Source organism: Acinetobacter lwoffii (assembly GCF_024129115.1).
Lineage (GTDB): Bacteria > Pseudomonadota > Gammaproteobacteria > Pseudomonadales > Moraxellaceae > Acinetobacter > Acinetobacter lwoffii_T.
Genome location: NZ_JAMXXO010000011.1, coordinates 17928 through 39545, shown reverse-complemented (window position 1 = coordinate 39545; position 21618 = coordinate 17928). Strand labels below are relative to the sequence as shown.

The following is a 21618-nucleotide window of genomic DNA, read 5'->3' as shown; positions in this document are numbered from 1 at the left end:
TAGAAAGGCATCTTGAATCGGTCAAATGCATGTCTCACCCACTCAAAAAGTAGAATGAAAATGCCGAGGTAAGCTCAGCCATGTCGAATAATAGTGATATTGAACTGTCGAATTCCGATGATTGTGAAAAGTATGTGAATCAGTTTATTCAGGAGTTTCCTTTGCGTCGTGCAGAAATCGGGCAGGGTACCGTGATTAAACGCGCCTTGCCGAGCCGGCATAAGCGCATGATTGGTGCCTGGTGTTTTCTGGATCATGCGGGTCCGGCCATTTTCCCGCAAGGAGATGGTCTGGATATCGGACCACATCCGCACATTGGTCTGCAGACCTTTACATGGATGATCGAAGGCAGCATGATGCACAATGACAGTCTGGGAAATCAGCAGTTGATTCGTCCCAAGCAGGTCAATCTGATGACCTCGGGTTATGGCATTTCACATACCGAAGTCTCTCCTGAAAGTGAGACACATATGCATGCAGCACAGTTATGGATTGCCTTGCCGGATGACAAGATCAATATGGCACCAAGTTTTGAACATTATCCTGAATTGCCGGTCGTCAATGAGCAAGGCATTGAATTTACCGTGCTGGTCGGAGAATATTTAAAAACGAGATCACCGGTTAAAGTACATAGCGAACTACTCGGAGTAGACCTGTATGCAGCTCAAAGTACTAGTGCGCGCTTGCCTCTGAATCCGAAATTTGAATATGGCTTTATGGTGCTTGAGGGGACGGCCAGTATAAATGGGCATGAACTAAATGAAGATAATATGCTGATCCTGGAGCCCGGCTTACAGCAGGTCAATGCTGAAGTTCATGCCGGGAGCCGGCTGCTATTGATTGGTGGGGAGCCATTTGAAAGCCCGATTTTACTGTGGTGGAATTTGGTCGGGCGCACGACAGAGGAACTTAAAATTGCGCGGGAACAATGGATTAAAGGTCATGAACGTTTTGGTTCCATTCCTGCCTATGATGGACCACGTTTAGAAGCGCCCGCACTTCCAGACCAGATGCGGGCTTCCCGATAAATGTTAAAAATGATGGGAATATGGAACGCTGTCTGAGTTGAACTCAAATAATGAATCTGCAACATAGGATACATATCATTACAGTCATCAAAAAATGAGCTAGAGTCTGCTGCTTTTTGCTATGCTCAGTGGGCAAAAACAATAAAATCATGAGTCTAATATGCGTGTTTTACATCATCTCGAACAATCACGATCATTTCGTATCCTGTGGGCCATGGAAGAATTAGGACTGGATTACGAGGTTAAATACTATAAACGTCAGCCCAACCTTTCTGCGCCACCGGCCTTAAAACAGATCCATCCGTTGGGCAAAGCCCCGATTCTGGTCGATCAGGGTCAGGTACTGGCAGAATCTGCGGCGATCCTAGAATATTTGCAGGAAACTTATGATGAAAAGCAGCAGTTTCGCCCAGAAGATATTGCCGACAAGGCCCAGTACCGTTACTGGATGCATTATGCGGAAGGCTCGTTAATGCCGCTGCTGGTGATGCAACTGGTAATGACCACAGTGCCTAAACATACGCCTTTGCTGATTCGACCTGTGGCCAAGAAAATCTGTGATGGGGTGAAAAAGCAATTTGTACAGAGCCGTTTAAAAGATCATATCCAGTTTCTGGAAAGCTATTTGAGTGAGCATGATTATTTTGCCGGGCATTTCAGTTTTGCCGATATTCAGATGAGTTTTCCTTTGGAGGCCATGCAGAGCCGGACGGGTCAAAGCTATCCAGCGATTCAAGCCTATCTTAAACGGGTGTCGCAACGTGCTGCCTATGCGCGTGCACTGTCCAAAGAAAAACAGATCAGCTCTTAAACGCTTAAAAGAAAAGGTGCCGATGGTACCTTTTTTGATTTTGTGAGATTAGTCCGGAAAGCTGAGACGTTCTTTGGGGAAAACTACCTTAAACGTGGAACCTTGGTTTTCCTTGGACTCAATTTCCAGATGTGCCTGATGCTGCATGAGTACATGTTTAACAATTGCCAATCCCAAACCGGTACCGCCAGTACGACGGCTGCGGTCTGAATCGATGCGGTAAAAACGCTCGGTCAGACGTGGCAGATGCTTGGGATCAATACCGATGCCGTTATCTTGCACCACAAAATAGGCCGATTCACCGTCATCATGCCAGCCGATGGTGATGGTGCCGCCTTTAGGCGTATACTTGATGGCATTGGTAATCAGGTTGCTAAAGGCGCTGGCCAGTTCCATATCTGAACCGATCAGATCGCAATGACTGTCAATGTCCAGATTCAGGGTATGACCATAATCAATATTATAGGCCTGGGCATCATCGAATAGCTGGTTCATCAGACTTGGCATTTCAATGATCTGGTTTTTGGCAATATTTTTATCATTTTCCAGACGTGACAGCAGCAGCAGGTCGTTGACCAGGGCATTCATGCGTCGGGTTTGCGACTGCATCTGATCAAAAGCGCGTTTCCAGCGTGGATTGATATCTTCCTGATCGGTAAAGGTTTCAATATAGCCACTGAGTACGGTCAAAGGAGTGCGCAGTTCATGGGAAATATTGTCGACGAAATCCTTTCGCATCTGTTCCAGATTGTGCATCCGGGTCACATCATAAGCGACCAGTACCCGACTTTCTCCGCCAAAACGGGTCATTTTAACCTGCACATAGTGGTCTTCAAACAGCGAAGAACGCATTTTCAGGCCGTCGGGAGATTCATCAATATGGTGATAGTATTCGATAAAGCTCGGTTGGCGTAACAAGGTCAGGATATTACGGCGACGGTCATCACTGGAGATTCCGAGCAGACGTTCAGCCGCCGGATTCCACCATTCAATCTGCTGGTTTTCATCAAGCAGCACCACAGCTTCTTGCAAGGCCACCAGCGAAGATTGTGCACGATCAATCAGTTCGACCATTTCCGCCTGAACAATCCGTTCCTGACGTTGGGCGCGATAAACATTGAAAAGTAGCGCACCCCAAATCCCGCCAATATTCGGTGGAACATCATAAGGGCGATTGGAAATCCATTCATTGACCAGATATAAGGAACGCATTTGGGTCGCAAAGAATGCCACGAAGGCAATTACGATACAAATCCAGAAATACCCAATCCCAAAACCGATAAAGCTGGCGATAATTAGGAAAAAAGCCAGTAGGCGTAAATCCTGCTTCGCAAAATCCCATAAACTGCTGTAACGGATTCTTTTGTGTTCGCGTGCCAGTTCGGGGACAGGGTAGGGTTCATACATAAAACAAGATTTACCTTAAAAGATATTAACCTAAAGCGACATCTGAACGGGTCGAAAAGCGATAGCCTGTTCCGCGAACGGTCTGTACAAAACGGTCTACACCATAAGGTTCCAGCACTTTACGCAAACGGCGGATATGCACGTCGATGGTCCGGTCTTCAATATAAACGTTACCGCCCCACACCTGATCCAGCAATTGCGCACGGGTATAGGCACGTTCCGGATGGGTCATAAAGAATGCCAGCAAACGGTATTCAGTCGGCCCCATTTCCAGAATGTTATTGCCAAAATTCACCCGCTGGCTGACCGGATCCAGAATCAGACCATTGGCATCAATGGTTTTTTCACCGCTCAGGGCATTGGCGCGGCGAAGCACCGCCTTAATCCGGGAGACCAGTTCCCTAGTCGAGAATGGCTTGGTCATGTAGTCATCGGCACCGGCATCCAGACCTTGTACCTTATGGTCTTCTTCACCGCGCGCTGTGAGCATGATCACCGGAATTTCCGAGAGGCTTTCATCACGTTTCAGACGACGACACAGATCTACACCGCTGACACCACCCGGCATCATCCAGTCCAGCAAAATCAGTGCCGGACGCTGATCCACAATCATCTGATGCGCCTGCTTGGCATCTTCTGCCTGTAAGCACTGAAAACCGGCCATATCCAGAGAGGTATGGATCATTTCCCGAATCGGGAGCTCGTCATCGACGATTAATATGTAGTCATCTTTCACAACGCAATACCCTATTTCATGTAAACGGTGAACCGTTTTATATTTATGACAGGCTTATTACAAAGACTAATTATGACAGTATCATTGCAGAAAGGGAAAAACTGCTGAAATTGGAAAAGATTTGTGACAAATATAGCGCGGAAACTTGTTAAAAAATCATAAATTAATTTTACTCATTTTCGTAGTACAGCATAAAGATTTCATTTACTACAGAAGAGATAGAAATCTATTAAACACATGATTTAACATCTATTTTTTCTCTGAATATGACTCGAGCAGCGCCAAAAAAACCACACTACAAGACGATAAAACTTCCTCAAGCGAATGCTTAAAACCGCTCATCACCCAACGAATAGCAATTTGGGTGACATAGCCATTCAAACCGGTCGAAACCAGGGAAATTTCCTGCTCACTGCGATTTAATTGCGGCATCATCAACATGACAAAGGCATGAATCATGCGGTCGAAACGTGACATGGTTTCATGAATAGTGGCCTGATTATGCAGTTCCTGCACCAGCATGGCATCAATATAAATGATCCTGGCCATACGTGGATTGTCACGCAGGGTAGTGAGCAAAGCGGTCAGACCCGCCTCGATCATTTTTTTTGGATCGGTGGAGGCCTGCATCATGGCCTGCATGACATTCTGTTGCAGCTCATCAATCAGTTTTAAGAAAATGGTCTGAAACAGATGTTCGCTTTTCTTGAAAGATTCGTAAAAATAACGTTCGGTCAGCTTGGCTTCATTGCAGATATCTTTGACCGTAACTGAAAAAAAGCCGTGACGGCCATAGGCTTCAATCCCCGCTTCGATCAGCTTTTCACGACGTGCCTGCTGCCTTTCAGCCATCGACAGGCCTTTAAACTGACGTTCCTTGCTCTTGGAGGGGCGTGATTTTGCTGCTGAGTCGGTTGAATCAGTCATAAGGCCTATGTGCTCATCTGCATGAAGATTTTGAATATCTTAGCAATAAATCACGCTTAGACCTATATGGAAATTCTGCCTTGAAATTTGGCCTCTAAGGACATGGGATAATTATTGACAATCTATATTGTCAAAACTATATTGAGGATCTGTGCTAACTCCTGAAACAACAGAACAAGATCCTGCTGTCATGGAAGGGCAGTGGTTTACATAAGGAAATTGAATGAAAAATTTTAAAAATAAAGTCGCTGCGATTACCGGTGCAGGTTCGGGTATTGGCCAGCAACTGGCAGTATTACTGGCTCAGCAGGGTTGTCACTTGGCGCTGAGTGATATCAATGAACAGGGTCTGGCGCAAACCGTGGAATTACTCCAAGGGACTGATGTTCGTATCACGATTCAAAAAGTGAACGTGGCTGAATTAGAACAGGTACGTAGCTGGGCGGCACAGGTGGAACAGGATCATGGCAGTGTCAATATGATCTTTAACAATGCCGGCGTTGCACTGGGTTCAACCGTTGAAGGGGCATCTTATGAAGAACTGGAATGGATTGTCGGAATCAATTTCTGGGGCGTGGTTTACGGTACCAAAGAATTCTTACCTTTGATCAAGAAAACTGGCGATGGCCATATCATCAATATTTCCAGCCTGTTTGGTCTGACTGCTCAACCGACCCAGTCTGCTTATAACGCAACCAAATTTGCAGTACGTGGCTTTACTGAATCCCTGCGTCAGGAACTGGACATGGAAAACTGCGGAGTCAGTGCGCTCTGTGTGCATCCGGGGGGTATCCGTACCAACATTGCCAATGCAGCAAAAATGAATAACAGTCTGCTAACTTTAGGTATGAATCCGGAAAAATCGGCCCGTAATTTTAATAAATTATTGCGTTGTCCACCTGCAGAAGCCGCTCGTCAAATTCTGGAGGCGGTACAAAAAGACAAGCGCCGTCTGCTGATCGGTAATGATGCTAAAGCAATTGACCTGATTCAGCGGATTTTACCAACCGGTTATCAGCATGTCACTGCACTGGCGACCCAGTTTGGCAAAAAGAAGAAAAAATCTGCTTAAAAAATTGCAGAACAGACCCGCGAAAGCGGGTTTTTTATCGCTGTAATAGGGTCTATTTTTTGCGACTAAGAGTGTTAGCTACTGTAATACTTCTAGGTACATAAAACCTTGCATCTAAATCAACGCTTCAACCGTTTTTTTCTTCCAGACAAACTGATAATACAGTCCCTGCAAAATACACAGGCTGACAAAGGCCAATGCATAGGCATACCAGATACCTTCCAGGCCCCACCACTGACTAAAAAGATAAGCGGCGGGAACTTCAATACAGAGAATGGCAAAAATGTTGATCAACATTGGCACGGTCACCGTACCACTCGAGCGCATGATTGAAGCAAAAATGGCACTGGCGCCAAAAAACAAAATTGACCACAGCACAATAAACAGCAGTTGTTGTCCCAGTACTACAACCTTAGGATCGGTAATAAACAGCGTCATCAGATATTTGGAGAACAGATAGGCCAGAATAACCAGACCGCCGGTAAACAGGATATTCATACTCAGCGCAGTCCGGGTAACTTTATTGAGCAGATCTGATTTACCTGCGCCAATCGCTTGCGCACCAAATACAGATGCGGCAATTGCAATCGACAAAGCGGGAAATTGAATATAATTTAAGACCTGATTGACCGCGCCATAGGCCGCTGTTGCTTCTGCACCATAGCGGTTGACCAGTCCGACAATTACCAGTCCGGCAACTGAAGTGGTGACCATTTGCACACCAGTAGGAACCCCCAGTTTCAAGATCATTCTGCTTAACTGTGGTTGATGACGAATATTTTTTAATAAGGCCCAGTCGAGTTTGAGCGGATGCTGCCTATAATTTAAATACAGGATTAGAAACAACAGGACCGCCAGATTTCCCAGAATGGTGGCAATCGCCGGCGAGATAATGCCCATTTTAGGAAAGCCAAAATAACCAGCAATTAGTACTGGTGTCACCACCAAACCCACCCCAATGGTAAGTGCGGAAGCGAACAGGGGCGTGGTACTGTCGCCAACGCCGCGCAAAATCGAGGTATAAATAATATAGATAAAAATTAAGGGACTACCCGCTAGCATCCATTGCACATAGGGCAAGGATAAATGCATCACATCTGGATCTGTGCCGAGTGCCAAGAGAATATTCTCAGCAAAAATTACCCCGAGAAGCGCAATTAAGCTGCCGCCAATCAAGGTCATAAATAAAGTTGAACCAACCACACAGCGGACTTTTTTTATATTTTTTCCACCCCAAGCCTGGCCAATCAATACGGTAGAACCGGCGGACAAACCAATCACAAAAGCCATCAGACAAAACAGGATCGGAAAAAAAACGGCAACAGCAGCAATCGCATTGACCCCAAGCATTTGTCCCACAAAAACCGTATTGATCGTGCCGGAGAGACTTTGCAGGATATTGGTCGCAATTAATGGCAACAGAAATACCAGAAAGGCTTTCCATAAATTCTGTTGATGAATCAGTGAGTGCTGTGCCATGCGACATCCTGTGATTGAATTATCATCTATTTATTGATGCAGCTATTATTCGGCAGAATATAAGAAAAAGCCTTAGCTTTTAAGTAACTAAGGCATTTATTTTATGAGATTTTTAGTTAAAAAATGAGTTAAACCTTTGAAAGAATTTGACCTGCCTGGATCAGAGTTTGTTCTTTTTTTGCAAAGCAGAACCTGAGCAGACGTAAATCGGCAGGAGGGTGCTGGTAGAACGCGGAGACTGGAATCGCGACAATCCCATGTTGTTCTGCCAGAAAATGACACATGGACAGATCATCAAGCTCAGGGCGAATCTCCGAATAATCTAAGTTCTGAAAATAAGTCCCTTGAGAAGGTGTCCACTTAAAGCGTGATGTTTTAATGGATGAGTTAAATAAATCCCGTTTGTTTTGATAAAACTGGGACAGTTCGCGTATATGCTCAGGATGCAGTTGCATATATTCCGCCAAAGCGACCTGAACGGGTGTTACACCGCAGAAGCTGGCAAACTGATAAATCTGTCTGAACATTCTCATCAGTGCCGGTGCAGCAATACAAAATCCGGTTTTCCAGCCCGTGACATGGAAGGTTTTACCAAAAGAACCAATCACGAAGCTACGCTTGCGAAGTTCTGGAAATGACCAGGCCGAATAGTGCTGAACGCCGTCAAAAACCAGATGTTCGTAGACTTCATCGGACAGCACCACAATATTGCGCTCGCGAATCAGCTCGATCAGTTGCTGCCAGTCTGCCTTGGACCAGACACTACCACTCGGATTATGTGGAGTATTTACCACAATCATGCGGGTACGGTCATTAATGGTATCTTTGACCTGATTCCAGTCCACAGAAAAATCAGGATGCTGCAAAGCAATATGCACTGGCTTTGCCCCGACCAGTTGTACCGCAGGGCCATAACTGTCATAGCTCGGGTCGAAAATAATTACTTCTTCACCGGCGCGCACTGTGGCCTGAATGGCACAAAAAATCGCAATCGTGGCCCCAGGCGTAATCGTGATTTCCTCGAAAGGATCAATCATCAGTTGATCACGCTGCTGATAGAGATCTGCCACTAGACCTCGCAAGACTGGCAGACCATCTCCCGGAGCGTACTGGTTAAATCCATTCTGGCTAGCCCGGTTTAAAGCTTCAATCAAGGCAGGAGGCGCTGCAAAGTCTGGAAATCCTTGAGAAAGATTCAAGGCTCCGAGTTTTTGTGCCAAGGCCGACATGGTACTAAAAATGGTCACGCCCAAATCGGGTAATTTAGAAGGGAGTTCCAGCATGTCCTTGGCCTTGAAGAATGAGATCTGAATGAGTGTAGCAGCAAGTTCCGTATAGGATAATCGGAAAAATAGGGAATATTGAGCAATATTTTTAATTAAGATGTACCACATGCAATTTAAGATTTTTAATTGAAGGGCCATAAATTAAAGACCTAATTATGTGAAATGCATCGTGAACTTGACGAAATGGATAACTTTTCCTAAAATCTGCCGCACAATAATAAAGCTTAAAATTATAACTATAAAATGCCAAAACCTATCCATATGCTGGTGGAGCAGCTCGGGCTTAAGCGACAGCATCGTGCGCTACATTTACAGTTTTCACATCCTCCTTTAAATCATCAGGTTTTGATTCAGCGTATTGAGGGTCAGCATCAGATCAATCAAGGCCTGCAGGCTGAACTGATCTGTCTTTCCACTCATGCTCATATTGCCTTGAAACAGTTTATCGGCTGTCGGGTGGCCATTGATCAGGTCACAGACCGGGGTGAACTTTTCCGGACTACGGGCATTATTACTGCAGCCAGTCAAGGGCAGAATGATGGAGCTTTGACCCTGTATAAATTGACGCTAAATGATCCGACTGCACTCTGGCAGAAGCGCCGTAACAGTCGGGTTTTTATGAATAAGACGGTGCGCGAGATCAGTGAAATCCTGTTCAGTGAATGGCAAAACAGAAGTGTATTATTCGCGGCCAGTCTCAGCCTGGATTTGACAGGACTCAGCCGGGACTATGATGTCCGACCTTTTGTAATGCAGTCGAATGAATCGGATTATGATTTTCTGACCCGTTTATGGCGTAGCGAAGGAATTAACTGGCTGATTGATGAAAGGCAATTAACTGTGCCTGTATCAGCCAGCGAGATTCAAGATCAGCTTTTAAAACTGGTAGATCATTCCCAATATTTTTCAGCTTTAAAACGCCGCTCCATCCGGTTTCATCGCAGTCATGCCACCGAACAGCTTGACACGCTGAACAGTCTGATTGCGGTACGTCAGCTCAATCCGAATAGTACCCAGACCCAGCGTTGGCATGCCCAGCAACTTGCCCAGGATCAAAGCCAGCCTTTATTCAGTAATCATCAGCAAAGTGATATCCATGCAAATGCCACTCTTCAGCTTGAAGATGCGTGGAACATCAGTCCGGCTTGGACCGGCGACTTAAATCATGAGGATCAGGTGACAGCATCTGGTATAGCCCAACTGGATCGACTCAATCAGCAGCTCAGTGACTATCATGCTTTGCAGTCTAAATATTTTAAAGCCAGTAGCAGCGTACGAGATGCTCAGGTTGGATACTGGTTTGAACTGCAACAGCATCCTGAAATTGATCAGCATCCTGCCCATCAACGTGAATTTCTGATTTTAGCTAAGCGGTTTTATAACCAGAACAATTTACCCAAAGATATCTTATCTCAGCTGGATAGTTTGCTTGAGAAGAGCGGCTGGCAGATGACACAGGAGGAACGACAGGCCAATGAACTACAGATGGTGCGCCGTGAAATCCAGGTTGTTCCTGAGTACCACCCCTTCATTCATCGGCCTGCTGCATATCCGCAACGGGCTCGAGTGGTCGGACCTGAAGGTGAAACGATTCATGTCGATGCATGGGGGCGGGTGAAAGTTCGTTTTCTGTTTACCCGGAGTGAGGATCATCAGCATGATGGCGGCGCAGGTAGCAATGACAATGATAGCGATTCTGCTTGGGTGGATGTTTTGACCCCTTGGGCGGGTGAGGGTTATGGCATCAGGTTGCATCCGCGAATTGGCGAAATTGTAGTGATTGACTTCTTTGAAGGTGATATCGACCGGCCCTTTGTGGTGGGACGGATTCATGAAGCAGAACGGTATCCGACCATGTTTGATGCGAAAGGAGAACTTCCTGCGACCAAAAAACTTAGTGGTATCCGTTCTCAGGAGGTCGATGGCGAAGGTTTTAACCAGCTTCGTTTTGATGATACCCCTGAACAGATCAGTGTACAGCTGCAAAGTAGTCATGCAGCCAGTCAGCTCAATCTGGGAAATCTAAGTCACCCCAAAGAAAGTGAAAGCAGTGAAGGTCGAGGTGAAGGTTTTGAACTAAGGACAGACCAGTGGGGTGCCCTACGAGCAGGAAACGGCTTGCTGATTTCCACTTATCGACAAGATTCAGCAGCAGGCAATCACCTAGAGGCTGACCCAGCCAAAGAACAGCTTGAATCGAATCTCAATCATAGTAAAGCCTTGAGTGATATTGCAGAAAAACAGCAGGCTGATCCATTGGAATTTTTTGATAGTTTAAAACAGTTTCTGAATCAGATTGAAGCTGAAGACCGGGGCAAAGCTACTGCATTTAAACAGGCGGTGATGCTGTTAACCGCACCCCAATCGATTGCACTGAGCACAAAGGAAAATATCCATTTATCCGCTGATCAGCAAATCAATCAGAGTGCCGGGGACAATATTCATTTTTCCACACAGAAATCTTTAGTTGCTCATGCACAGGACCGGATCAGTTTGTTCGCTGCTCAAGAAGGCGTAAGTGTCTATGCAGCTCAAGGCAAAATTGAAATACAAGCCCAAGATGATGCAATTGAAGCGATTGCCCGCAAGGTAATCAAGCTTATTTCGACTGAAGACAAGATCGAAATCACCAGTCCGAAGGAGATCGTACTGACCGCTGGAGGGTCTCAAATTAAGATCAATGGTGGTGGAGTAATGGTCACAACTGGTGGGAAATTTGAGTGTAAGGCAGGGCAGCATCTGTTTACGAAAGGTCAAAATATTATTGAACAAAAAATAAATCTTCCAAAAATGAAAACATTATTCAGTAATAAAATTAACTATCAGTGGACTAACCAGTCTGCAGGAGAAAAAGAAATTTTTATTCTAAATAAGTTGGATGGGAACTTAATTAAAACTAAGAAGTCTGTATTAAATGAAAATAATCAATTAAGTACTTTAAGATTCTATACCTCTCAACCCACAGATTTCGTGGCTTTAGGATTTAATTCTTTACAAACTCATCTCATTCAAGACTTAGATAATGAAAGTATTGATGAACTATTGAATGAGATAGAAGAAAGGGATTTAGAGGATGATGTATATACTGAAGAGGATGTCGAATGATGAGCAATTTAGTTACCATAACATCAAAAATTTATGATGCTTCAGGAAAATATGTCATTAATTTAAAAGTTAAATCACGCTATAAAGGTTCATCGAGAGAAAATACAAATAAAACAGATAAAGATGGTTTATTTATATTTCAGGGTTCACCAAATCGAACTGTGGAAATTTTAGCTAAGCCACCTAATGTGGAAGATTATATCGTTATTAAAACGATTGATTCTTCAATCATTTCTTCTAGAAAGAATCCTGTAAAAGTATCCTTGCCTAAAAGTATAGAGGAGTATCATAAAGAAAAAGTGATGCCTACTACAAAAGGTATAGTTACGACTTTATTTAAAATAATAGACTGCAATGAGAAAATATTAACGAGTTTCCCGGTAAAATCTCGCCCTAAAGGAAAACAAAGTTCATTTGAACGTCATACCAATGAGCAAGGCATTGTAGAGGTGGTATCTTCACCTAATCGAGATATTGAAATTCTAGTTTTGACTTCAAATGATGAGTTTGCTCTAAAAGGTGCTGTTAACTCTGAGCATGGCTCTCAAATACCAAAAATAATTAAACTAGATGAACCCTATGAAAACTTTAAAAGTGAATCAAATATCCAACTTCTAGATAGAGAAGGAAATAGTTATATCGTTGAAAATACAAAGATCGAAATACTTTATTTGGGAAATAAGATAACAAAAATTTCAAATACCTCTAATGGGAAATTTTCATTTCCAAGTATGATTGGGGAAAAAATACAGATCACGGTATTTAAACCTGATGGTAATCCCTTGGAACCGAAAACTCATGTGGTAAAAAGGATTAAAGAAGATTCCATAAAATTGAAATTAGATGTAGATATTATTAAGGGTGGTACCGAACAGAATAAGCCGACCCTAGATAAGAATATAGAGAAACTCTGTACAGCAGAATGTATCGTAGAAACATATACTTTTGAAACTTCTTTAGGAACAATGGTTATTTCAAAAGAATCTCTTGATTCAATTTTAAAATGGGAGAAATACGAATCTAAACCTTATGTACCTAGTAAGGGAAAAGATGGTAAAAGTGGTGTAACATTAGGATATGGTTACGATTTAGGACATCAAAGTCTTGAGCAAATTAAAAAGGATTTAAATTTTTATTATACTTCGAGTCAAATTCAACGTTTATTAAAAGCTCAAGGAAAAAGAGGTTTGGCAGCACAAGCATTAGTAAACAGCCTTTCTGATATTATTATAAATAAAGATAAAGCTTATCAGATGGTGATGATAGTAAAAAAAAGGTATGCGGAGGATACATTAAAAGTTTATCCAGATATTTTAAAATATCATCCTCATTGCCAAGGAGCTATTTTATCGCTTGTATATAACAGATATATAGGTTTGAAAGGAGATCGTCGTAAAGAAATGAAAGAAATTCAAGATGATCTTAAAAAGAATGGAAAAAAGGTTCCTTTATTCTTAAGAAGTATGAAACGACTATGGACTACAAAAGCTAATAGAGGATTACAGGCTAGACGGGAAGATGAAGCAAAAATTTTTGAAAAAGGATTAAAATGTGAATGCTATAAGTAAACTTTTTATTCTGAATATTTTATTTATTTCTTTAAACTCTTATGCAGTGTCTCCTGAAGACTTTTTATATCAGGATGCTTTGAAAATACAGTGTAAAGAAGGAAGTCCTATGCAAGAGGATTTAATGTATTGTGTTTCAAGAAGTTATTTAGAGTCAGATAAAAAATTAAATATAGAATATAGAAAAAGAATGAAAATATTAAAAGGAATCAAAAAAGAAAAATTACTAGCGAGTCAAAGATTGTGGTTAAAGAATAGAAAAAATAAATGTAACTCTGAATATGCAGCTGCAGAGGAAGGGCGTGAAGCACCGATTTATTTAATAGATTGTTATGCTCAAGAAAATTATCAAAGAGTTAGATTTATAAAAAATTATAAATAATTTAAAAATAGAAAAGCAGCTATTTTTAGCTGCTTTTTTCTTTTACCCTTCCAAAACCTCTTCCAGCAACTCCTCACTCGGTACAAAGTAATATGCACCATCCAGTGGGGTTACGAAATGCAGCAGGCGGTCATGAATTCCATCGCCAGAGGTACCAAACATACGTTCTAACATAGCATCGATAATCGTAAGGTCTTTGGTGTAGGCAATAAAGAATAGACCCTGGTCACCACGTCCATCACCATAAGGCAGAGAATGACGTAGGATTTCCATTTCTTCGCCTTCTTCATCTTCCACTACAGTACGTGACACGTGCGCATTTTCAGGTTTGACTTCATCATCCAATTCAATCGATTCAAGCTTGGTACGACCCATAACCTGTTCCTGAGTATCAACTTTTAGCTTTTTCCATTTTTCCAGGTTATGCGCGTAACGTTGGGCAAAAATAAATGAACCATCTTGGAAAATACCTGAATCTTCACCTAATAATGCGACTTCAGCACGATCATCCGGGAATTGCGGATTTTCAGTTCCATCAATAAAGCCAGTTATGTCACGACCATCAAAATAGCGGAAGCAAACCCGCTCATCCAGCACCTGAACCTGAACCTGAATGCCTTCAAAAAAAGCCTGACTGAGCGCAAAACAGATATCAGCACGGGCACTGGCAATATGAATGATCATATCTGCCGGAACCACTGGCATTTCAAATGAACCATGAATGGGCTCAAGCTGTTTAAAGCCTGCAGGAGCTTGATCATAAAGTTTTGCCCACAGTTCAGGACCAAAAGCCACTGCCGTTTTAATTTGTGCTTGAGGATGTTGCGTAATAAGACGATCACGCGAAGTAAAAAGATGTTCGAGTTGTTCTTTTAATTGTTCAATACTCAAATCTTTAAGACGTAAAACAATAAAACGGGCATGATCTGAAGGAAGTGGCAAGATTACCGATTGGGCTGTCATTCATGGCTCCTGTAAGGATAGATCCTGTTTTTAATGTACATATTGTGCCTGAAGCTAGACAGAGTGAATAGTGCAATGCCTTATATTTAAGCAGGTTTTTAGCCTGATTTTATTAGAAAATTCATATAATATTGGGCAAGTTTTGCTGAGTTAAATATCCATGTCCTATCAAATGTGGTTTGCCTATATGCTGGCCTGCTGGGTGATTAGTGTGTCTCCGGGCGCAGGAGCGATTGCTTCCATGTCGAGTGGACTGAATTATGGTTTTCGGCATGGTTACTGGAATGCGCTGGGCCTGCAACTGGCATTATTGGTACAGATTGCAGTGGTTGCGGCAGGCGTGGGAGTTTTGTTTGCGACAACCCCATGGGCATTTTTAGTGGTGAAATGGTTTGGTGTCGGCTATTTATTGTATTTGGCTATTTTGCAATGGAAAGCACCTGTACAATCTATCGAAATTAAACATGAATTGGCGCGAAAATCGAGAGGGAAACTGGTACTGCATGGTTTCTTGGTTAATATCACTAATCCTAAAGCCATCGTATTTTTACTGGCCGTCTTGCCGCAATTTCTGGATTTGTCTAAGCCACAATGGATTCAGTATTTGATTATGGCTGCGACAATGGTGACGATTGATCTGATTGTGATGGCGGGTTATACCGGATTGGCTGCTAAAGTTTTAAGGCTGCTTAGATCGCCGAAACAACAAAAAGTCATGAACCGGACTTTTGCCGGGTTATTTGCCGGCGCTGCATTTTTATTGAGTTTGGTGCATCAATAAAGAGTCTTTGCTCTCTCCTTAAAGGAGAGAGGCGGAATAGATCATTAGAAAATCATAATGATTTAACAGAAAGATTAATTCAGCTTTTTAAACTTCTGCACACAGAAGATCAGTGCAAATAGCACCGCCATGGTCAGTACAATGGTTAAACCAGTCGAAGTATTGAGACCGGCACTCGACCATAGGCCCACGGTCACCCCAATTTGCGCAATCACGAATGCCCAGATCACCATTTGTTTGGGTGAGTGTGCAAGTAATCGTGCAGTCAGGGCAGGGATCACCAGTAATGCCCCCATCAAGAGTGAACCGACTGCTTTCAGCGCAAGCACGGTAAACAATGCCAATAACAACATAAAGATCAGGCGTTGCCATTTGGCATTTACACCTTCACTGACCGCCATGTCCGGATCAATCGCGATTTGAATCTGCGCTTGCCAGCTTTTATAGAGGACGGCTAAGGCCAGAATAATCACAATGGCAAAGGTGGGTAAGTCCGTCCAAGAAATCGTTAGTAGATCACCAAATAGATAGCTGAGAAGTTCCGGTCTTAAACTCGGTAAATGCTGAATGAACAATAATCCCGAGCAAAGCAGTGTTGCTGAACATAAGGCCAGCAAAGCATCATTGGGTAGGCGCGGATCATGCAGCACCCACAAAATACCTACCAATAATAAGGCAATAAAAGTGACTCCCATCCAGAGCGGTAAACTTAAAGCTCCAGCAATGGCAACACCGAGTAAAGTACCGTGTGCCATGGTATCGGCAAAGAATGACATACGCCGCCAGAGCATGAGACAGCCCAGCGGAGCAGTCAGAAATACCAACAGCGTTCCCATGATCCATGCAGGTAAAAGGAGTTGTAACCAATCCATCATGGTTTAAGCTTCCGGCTCGGGGTGAATATGAGGGCGTGAATCATGCTGACAGGGAGTGGCAGAATCGCCATGCGCGCAATGATCATGATGATGGTGATAGAACACTCGATTGGTGCCAAAAATTGCCTGATATTCGGGATGTTGCTGCACGCTTTCCGGCAGCCCACTACAGCAGATATGCTTGTTCAAGCACACGACTCGAGTCGTACCTTGCATCACCCATTGCAGGTCATGTGAAACCATCAGTACGGCACAGCCATATTTTTCCGGCAAGTTACGCACATATTCATACAGTTCAGCTTCGGACTGGATGTCCAGACCTTGCATCGGTTCATCGAGGACTAAAATGTCCGGCTGGCGTAATAAGGCGCGGGCCAATAGCACCCGCTGACGTTCGCCGCCAGACAACTGCTGAACTTTAGAATCTTGCAGTTTACTAATGCCGGTATCGCGGATAATTTCGGTTTTAATCTGGGATGGGCATTTTTCTAGCGCCAATAAATCTTTCACCCGGAGCGGCAAGCTATGTGAGGGATTGAATTTCTGTGGCACATAAGAGAATTTGAGTTTGCGCGCAGTTTTGATCTCACCTGATTGCGGTTTCAAAATGCCCAGCATGACTTTAATTAAGGTCGATTTACCAGCGCCATTGGGACCGATCAGTGTGACAATTTCTTTCTCTTGTAACGAGAAATCAATGGCTTTTAAGATATCGCGCTCATCGATCTTGACCCAGATCTTGGAGAGCTGAATCAGGGGAGAGGCACTTAAGCTTTGTTGCGGCACTGCTGACAAATTCCTGAAATTTCGATAATGCTGTGATGTGCCGTGAAGTCGTCCGAGCTGGCCAGTGCATCGAGTTGATCGAGCAAGCCCTGAGCCGACGCTTCTTTCACGGCTTTACATTCGGTGCAGATTAAAAAAGCGGCCTGATGACCTTCACGCGGATGGCAACAGGGAATATAGGCATTGATCGAGGTCAGGCGATGAATCAGCCCTTTGCTTAATAAAAAATCCAGAGTGCGATACACCGTTGGTGGTGCTGCAGGACGATCACTAGCATTTTTCATTTGTGCCAGCAGGTCATAGGCACCCATCGGGCCATGCGCATTCAGAATGAGTTCCAGCACTTCTTTACGTAAAGGTGTAAGGCGTGCGCCGCTTGCTGCACAAAGACTTTCCGCTTCAGCAAGACGTTGTGCGACATTGGGATGGTCGTGCACGCCGTGCAATGCGTTGTGGTGTTCGTGCGAACAGGAACCCATAGTTCACCTCAAGTGCGAAACTGAAAATTAATAGATTTCAAATCTTAACATGAAGCGTTCTGAGTTTCGATTGGGCATAGGTATTTTTGTATTTTTGTTATATTATAACACTTCCTGATTTTATCGTTTTTAAGTGATTTCTACTCATGTTCCGTCTCCTTGCAATCAGTCTGCTGGCATTGTTCAGTACACTCAGTTGGTCACAAAGTCTGGTGGTGTCTACGCAGCCGATCTATCTGATTGCCAAGAAAATTACCCAAGGTGTGGAACAGCCGACTTTATTGCTGGCCAACCAAAGTGGACATGATGTGAGTCTGACTCCGGCGCATCGAAAAACTATTCAGAATGCAGGTCTGGTGATCTGGCTGGGTCAGGCGCATGAAGCACCCTTGGCCAAAGTGCTGAATGAAAGTAATAAAGGCATTGCACTGTTAGACTCGGGGATATTGACCACCTTGCCGATGCGTAATCCGCGTGGCGAGGCCTTAAAAAATACGGTAGACACGCATGTCTGGCTCGATCCGAATAATGCAGTGCGGATTGGTTTCTTTATTGCGGCGCTACGTTCGCAGCAATTGCCGGAGCATCGTGAACGCTACTGGAAAAATGCCCGTGACTTTGCACAAAACATGTTTGCGACGGCCCAGCGTTATAGTTCAAGCAACAAAGCCAAACCTTATTGGTCTTATCACGATGCCTACCAGTATCTGGAACGCCCGTTAAATTTAAAATTTATGGGTGCGCTGACCGATGATCCGCATGTTTCGCCAACCGTAGCCCAAATCAAGTTTTTACAGGATCATCGTCCACAGCGCAAAATGTGTCTGCTGGCCGAAGGTCATGCCAGTGAAAACCAGTACCGCAAACTCAATCCGGTACTGTTCCAGCATGTCGATGAAAGCATGAGCGGGGCAGGGGACTTTGTGCAGGCTTGGCAGCAATTGGCCGCCGAAACCCAGAAATGTGTAATAAATGCACGCTAATGATTTAAAAAATAGACAGATTTTGATTAGTTTAACAGCAGTGACCCGATTTAAAAAAACACGACTAAGGTCGGGAAAAGATTGCATGTTCAGGGGTGTAACTCTATAATGCCTGCGATTAAAAATAATCACCTGTTAAACTTGTCAAGCATGATTGCTGTGAGTGAATAAATAATGAGCCGAACTAGTCGCTTGATTGACCGACGATTAGCGAAAGCTTTGGTCCTCCTGCAAGCCTGTATGATCCCTGTTTCAGCCTTGATCGGCTGGGTCGTGAAAGACTCAACCGCAGCCTTGAGTGCAGCATTAGGTGCACTGGTATGTTGGCTCGCGACTTGTTATTTTTCGTGGCAATCGTTTCGAGCAGCAGGAGCCCGCGCGTCTAAACAAGTTCTTTCGAACATGTATAAAGGCTTGATGGGAAAGTTTGCCATTGTGATTGTTGGTTTCATTTTAATTTTAAGCAATGTTAAACCGTTGTCAGCGGTGGCGTTGTTTTGTGGTTTTATACTTGTTCAAGCCATGTCGTGGGTCGCTCCGTTTTGGGCGTCACGTCTACAAAAATGAGTATAAGCACAACAAGAAATTGAAAAGTTTTTCAGGAGCAGGCGAGATATCAAGCAGCACGCGATATTCGTTTGTTCTATTAGTTTTTTGACATTGACCAGGTGTGATTTATGGCTGCTGAAGAACATGCCCTTACTTCGACCGAGTATATCAAGCATCACTTGACCAACATGACCTATGGCAAAATGCCGGACGGTACGTGGAAATTGGCCGAGAGCGGTGCTGAAGCTCAACAGATGGGGTTCACTGCTATTCACTTGGATTCAATGGGTTGGTCTATCGGACTGGGTCTGATTTTCTGTTTGTTGTTCTGGTTGGTTGCGAAAGCGGCTAATGCTGGTGTTCCTACCAAGTTCCAGTCTGCAATTGAAATGATTATCGAGTTTGTAGATTCAAGTGTACGTGATACCTTCCACGGGAAGTCTCGATTAATTGCACCCTTAGCATTAACCATTTTCGTGTGGATTTTCCTCATGAACTTGATGGATTTGATCCCTGTTGACTTTATTCCTTATGTAGCTCAACACGCGATTGCTTCTATGCTGGGTGTAGACCCTCATCAGGTTTACTTTAAAATTGTTCCGACTACAGATCCAAACATTACCCTCGGTATGTCTATTTCTGTATTCTTCTTAATTATTTTCTATAGTATTCGTGAGAAAGGTGTTGGCGGCTTCGTTGGTGAGTTAGCACTGAACCCATTTAACCCAAGTAATCCAGTTGCTAAAGTGCTTTTAATTCCATTCAACTTATTGTTGGAATTGACTACTTTCTTGGCGCGACCAGTTTCATTGGCTCTACGACTGTTCGGTAACATGTATGCGGGTGAGTTAATCTTCATTCTTATCGCGTTATTACCGTTCTGGATCCAGTGGGCGTTGTCTGTGCCTTGGGCGATTTTCCACATTTTGATTATTACGCTACAAGCATTCATTTTCATGATGTTGACTATCGTGTACATGAGTATGGCAAGCGAAAAGCATTAATGGTATTGCCTAACTGTCAACGGATGGTTGGGCACACAATTTTTTAACTTAATTTGGTATAAAACCTAACCTCTGAGGAATTATCATGGAACTCACTTTAGGTCTAGTTGCAATTGCATCTGCTATCTTGATCGCTTTCGGTGCTTTAGGTACTGCGATTGGTTTTGGTCTTCTAGGCGGCCGTTTCCTTGAAGCTGTAGCTCGTCAACCAGAATTGGCTCCACAACTTCAAACTCGTATGTTCTTAATCGCGGGTCTTCTTGATGCTGTGCCTATGATCGGTGTTGGTATTGGCTTGTTCTTCATCTTCGCTAATCCATTTGTAGGTTAATCAGCTTAATTCCGAAATTCACTATTTGAGGAATTTGCAATGAATATCAACCTCACATTGTTTGGCCAAGCGATTGCGTTTGCGATTTTTGTCGCATTCTGCATGAAGTTTGTATGGCCACCACTAATCAATGCGATTAGTGAACGTCAGCGTAAAATCGCTGATGGCTTAAATGCTGCTGAAAAAGCGAAGGCTGACCTTGCAGATGCGCAAGCACAAGTGAAAGCTGAGTTAGACGCGGCAAAAGCACAAGCGGCTCAATTGATCGAACAAGCGAACCGTCGTGGTGCACAATTGATCGAAGAAGCGCGTACCCAAGCTGCGGCTGAAGGTGAGCGTATTCGTCAACAGGCTAAAGAAGCTGTTGATACTGAAATCAATGCTGCTCGCGAAGAATTGCGTCAACAAGTGGCTGCTCTTGCAGTAACTGGTGCTGAGAAAATTCTTAGCCAGCAAGTTGATGCAGAAGCTCACAATGCCATGCTGACTCAGCTGGCTGCTAAACTTTAAGAGAGGCGGATTATGGCTGAACTCTTGACGTTGGCACGCCCATACGCTAAAGCAGCATTTGCTTACGCTTCTGAGCAAAGTGCAACTGACTCTTGGTCAACAGCACTCGAATTGCTCAGTGCTGCGGTGCAAGACGAAGCATTTTCAGCTTATCTAAATCGCCCTGAGCTTACACCTGCTGAGCAGGTGGCTCTTTTTGCGAAAGTTTTAGGTGAAGACCAAACTGCAGCAGTGTCTAACTTCCTGACATTGCTTGCAGAGAATAACCGTTTGGTTCTTCTTCCTGAGATTGCAGCAGAATATGAGCAGCTTAAATCACAGAATAACAATACTGTGGATGTAGTAATTGAATCTGCATTCCCATTAACTTCAGTACAAGAACAATTACTTGCGCATGCATTAGAGAAGAAATTCGAAGCGGCGGTAAATGTTTCTGTAGAAGTTAACCCGGCGCTGATTGCTGGTGTAGTTATTCGTGCAGGCGACCAAGTGATAGATGATTCTGCGCTTAACAAGCTTGAAAAAATGCGTACTCGTCTTCTTGCTTAATTGCATT

The 21618-nt window shown here is 43.7% G+C and carries 22 protein-coding genes; 13 read left to right on the top strand and 9 right to left on the bottom strand.

Going from position 1 to position 21618, the window contains the following annotated elements:
- Window positions 1-80 precede the first annotated feature (80 nt).
- Window positions 81-1028: a pirin family protein gene (locus NI470_RS09610; RefSeq protein WP_253148278.1), complete on the top strand. Its 948-nt coding sequence runs from the start codon at window positions 81-83 to the stop codon at window positions 1026-1028.
- 160 nt (window positions 1029-1188) lie between these two features.
- A complete protein-coding gene (locus tag NI470_RS09605; protein ID WP_005265446.1) occupies window positions 1189-1839 on the top strand; it encodes a glutathione S-transferase family protein in 651 nt (216 codons plus the stop codon).
- Window positions 1840-1887: 48 nt separating this feature from the next.
- Here the strand turns inward: NI470_RS09605 and phoR are convergent, their stop codons facing one another.
- From phoR to NI470_RS09590, 3 genes are all read right to left on the bottom strand, one after another.
- On the bottom strand, window positions 1888-3246 hold the full coding sequence (phoR, locus tag NI470_RS09600) for a phosphate regulon sensor histidine kinase PhoR (RefSeq protein WP_004732640.1): 1359 nt from the start codon (window positions 3244-3246) through the stop codon (window positions 1888-1890).
- A 25-nt stretch (window positions 3247-3271) separates the two neighbouring features.
- Window positions 3272-3982 carry a phosphate regulon transcriptional regulator PhoB gene (phoB, locus tag NI470_RS09595; protein WP_004280972.1) on the bottom strand — a complete coding sequence of 237 codons (711 nt, stop codon included), beginning with the start codon at window positions 3980-3982 and terminating at the stop codon, window positions 3272-3274.
- A gap of 249 nt (window positions 3983-4231) precedes the next feature.
- Window positions 4232-4909 (bottom strand): TetR/AcrR family transcriptional regulator, encoded by a 678-nt coding sequence (locus tag NI470_RS09590; RefSeq protein WP_005264643.1) that lies wholly within the window; start codon window positions 4907-4909, stop codon window positions 4232-4234.
- Window positions 4910-5132: 223 nt separating this feature from the next.
- On the opposite strand from NI470_RS09590, the gene NI470_RS09585 reads away from it, so the two are divergent.
- Complete coding sequence (locus tag NI470_RS09585) at window positions 5133-5981, top strand: SDR family NAD(P)-dependent oxidoreductase (protein WP_071851262.1); 849 nt, start codon at window positions 5133-5135, stop codon at window positions 5979-5981.
- 114 nt (window positions 5982-6095) lie between these two features.
- On the opposite strand, the gene NI470_RS09580 is transcribed toward NI470_RS09585, so the two are convergent.
- Entirely contained in the window at window positions 6096-7460 is a 1365-nt protein-coding gene (locus NI470_RS09580; RefSeq protein ID WP_253148277.1) for an MATE family efflux transporter, read from the bottom strand.
- A gap of 128 nt (window positions 7461-7588) precedes the next feature.
- A complete protein-coding gene (locus NI470_RS09575) occupies window positions 7589-8743 on the bottom strand; it encodes a methionine aminotransferase (protein ID WP_253148293.1) in 1155 nt (384 codons plus the stop codon).
- 246 nt (window positions 8744-8989) lie between these two features.
- Here NI470_RS09575 and NI470_RS09570 point away from each other — a divergent pair, with 246 nt between their 5' ends.
- The 3 genes from NI470_RS09570 to NI470_RS09560 are packed head-to-tail and all read left to right on the top strand — an operon-like array spanning window position 8990 to window position 13801.
- Complete coding sequence (locus tag NI470_RS09570; RefSeq protein ID WP_253148276.1) at window positions 8990-11851, top strand: type VI secretion system Vgr family protein; 2862 nt, start codon at window positions 8990-8992, stop codon at window positions 11849-11851.
- Entirely contained in the window at window positions 11851-13419 is a 1569-nt protein-coding gene (locus tag NI470_RS09565; RefSeq protein WP_253148275.1) for a pesticin C-terminus-like muramidase, read from the top strand. The genes NI470_RS09570 and NI470_RS09565 overlap by 1 nt, the downstream gene beginning before the upstream one ends.
- The gene (locus NI470_RS09560; RefSeq protein WP_222110670.1) at window positions 13403-13801 is read left to right on the top strand and encodes a lysozyme inhibitor LprI family protein; all 399 of its coding nucleotides are present in this window, start codon (window positions 13403-13405) and stop codon (window positions 13799-13801) included. The genes NI470_RS09565 and NI470_RS09560 overlap by 17 nt, the downstream gene beginning before the upstream one ends.
- A 42-nt stretch (window positions 13802-13843) precedes the next feature.
- Here NI470_RS09560 and NI470_RS09555 read toward each other — a convergent pair whose 3' ends face one another.
- Window positions 13844-14764 carry a Dyp-type peroxidase gene (locus NI470_RS09555; protein ID WP_253148274.1) on the bottom strand — a complete coding sequence of 307 codons (921 nt, stop codon included), beginning with the start codon at window positions 14762-14764 and terminating at the stop codon, window positions 13844-13846.
- A gap of 160 nt (window positions 14765-14924) precedes the next feature.
- Here NI470_RS09555 and NI470_RS09550 point away from each other — a divergent pair, with 160 nt between their 5' ends.
- Window positions 14925-15545, top strand: coding sequence for a LysE family transporter (locus NI470_RS09550; RefSeq protein WP_004280977.1), 621 nt, complete (start codon window positions 14925-14927; stop codon window positions 15543-15545).
- 74 nt (window positions 15546-15619) lie between these two features.
- Here the strand turns inward: NI470_RS09550 and znuB are convergent, their stop codons facing one another.
- From znuB to NI470_RS09535, 3 genes are read right to left on the bottom strand one after another with little or no spacing between them, the layout of a single operon-like run.
- On the bottom strand, window positions 15620-16420 hold the full coding sequence (gene znuB / locus NI470_RS09545; RefSeq protein WP_004280978.1) for a zinc ABC transporter permease subunit ZnuB: 801 nt from the start codon (window positions 16418-16420) through the stop codon (window positions 15620-15622).
- Between the two features lie 3 nt (window positions 16421-16423).
- The gene (znuC, locus tag NI470_RS09540; protein ID WP_161785335.1) at window positions 16424-17215 is read right to left on the bottom strand and encodes a zinc ABC transporter ATP-binding protein ZnuC; all 792 of its coding nucleotides are present in this window, start codon (window positions 17213-17215) and stop codon (window positions 16424-16426) included.
- Window positions 17188-17685: a transcriptional repressor gene (locus NI470_RS09535; RefSeq protein ID WP_004280980.1), complete on the bottom strand. Its 498-nt coding sequence runs from the start codon at window positions 17683-17685 to the stop codon at window positions 17188-17190. The genes znuC and NI470_RS09535 overlap by 28 nt, the downstream gene beginning before the upstream one ends.
- 146 nt (window positions 17686-17831) lie before the next feature.
- Between NI470_RS09535 and NI470_RS09530 the strand changes: the two genes are divergently transcribed.
- The 6 genes from NI470_RS09530 to NI470_RS09505 all read left to right on the top strand — a co-directional run bounded on the left by NI470_RS09530 (window position 17832) and on the right by NI470_RS09505 (window position 21611).
- Window positions 17832-18668: a metal ABC transporter solute-binding protein, Zn/Mn family gene (locus NI470_RS09530; protein WP_004732612.1), complete on the top strand. Its 837-nt coding sequence runs from the start codon at window positions 17832-17834 to the stop codon at window positions 18666-18668.
- 174 nt (window positions 18669-18842) lie between these two features.
- A complete protein-coding gene (locus NI470_RS09525; RefSeq protein ID WP_004280982.1) occupies window positions 18843-19235 on the top strand; it encodes an ATP synthase subunit I in 393 nt (130 codons plus the stop codon).
- 110 nt (window positions 19236-19345) lie between these two features.
- The gene (atpB, locus tag NI470_RS09520; protein ID WP_004644859.1) at window positions 19346-20221 is read left to right on the top strand and encodes a F0F1 ATP synthase subunit A; all 876 of its coding nucleotides are present in this window, start codon (window positions 19346-19348) and stop codon (window positions 20219-20221) included.
- 85 nt (window positions 20222-20306) lie between these two features.
- The gene (atpE, locus tag NI470_RS09515; protein ID WP_000424060.1) at window positions 20307-20552 is read left to right on the top strand and encodes a F0F1 ATP synthase subunit C; all 246 of its coding nucleotides are present in this window, start codon (window positions 20307-20309) and stop codon (window positions 20550-20552) included.
- A 39-nt stretch (window positions 20553-20591) separates the two neighbouring features.
- A complete protein-coding gene (locus NI470_RS09510; RefSeq protein ID WP_004280990.1) occupies window positions 20592-21062 on the top strand; it encodes a F0F1 ATP synthase subunit B in 471 nt (156 codons plus the stop codon).
- 12 nt (window positions 21063-21074) lie between these two features.
- On the top strand, window positions 21075-21611 hold the full coding sequence (locus tag NI470_RS09505; RefSeq protein ID WP_004280992.1) for a F0F1 ATP synthase subunit delta: 537 nt from the start codon (window positions 21075-21077) through the stop codon (window positions 21609-21611).
- Window positions 21612-21618 lie beyond the last annotated feature (7 nt).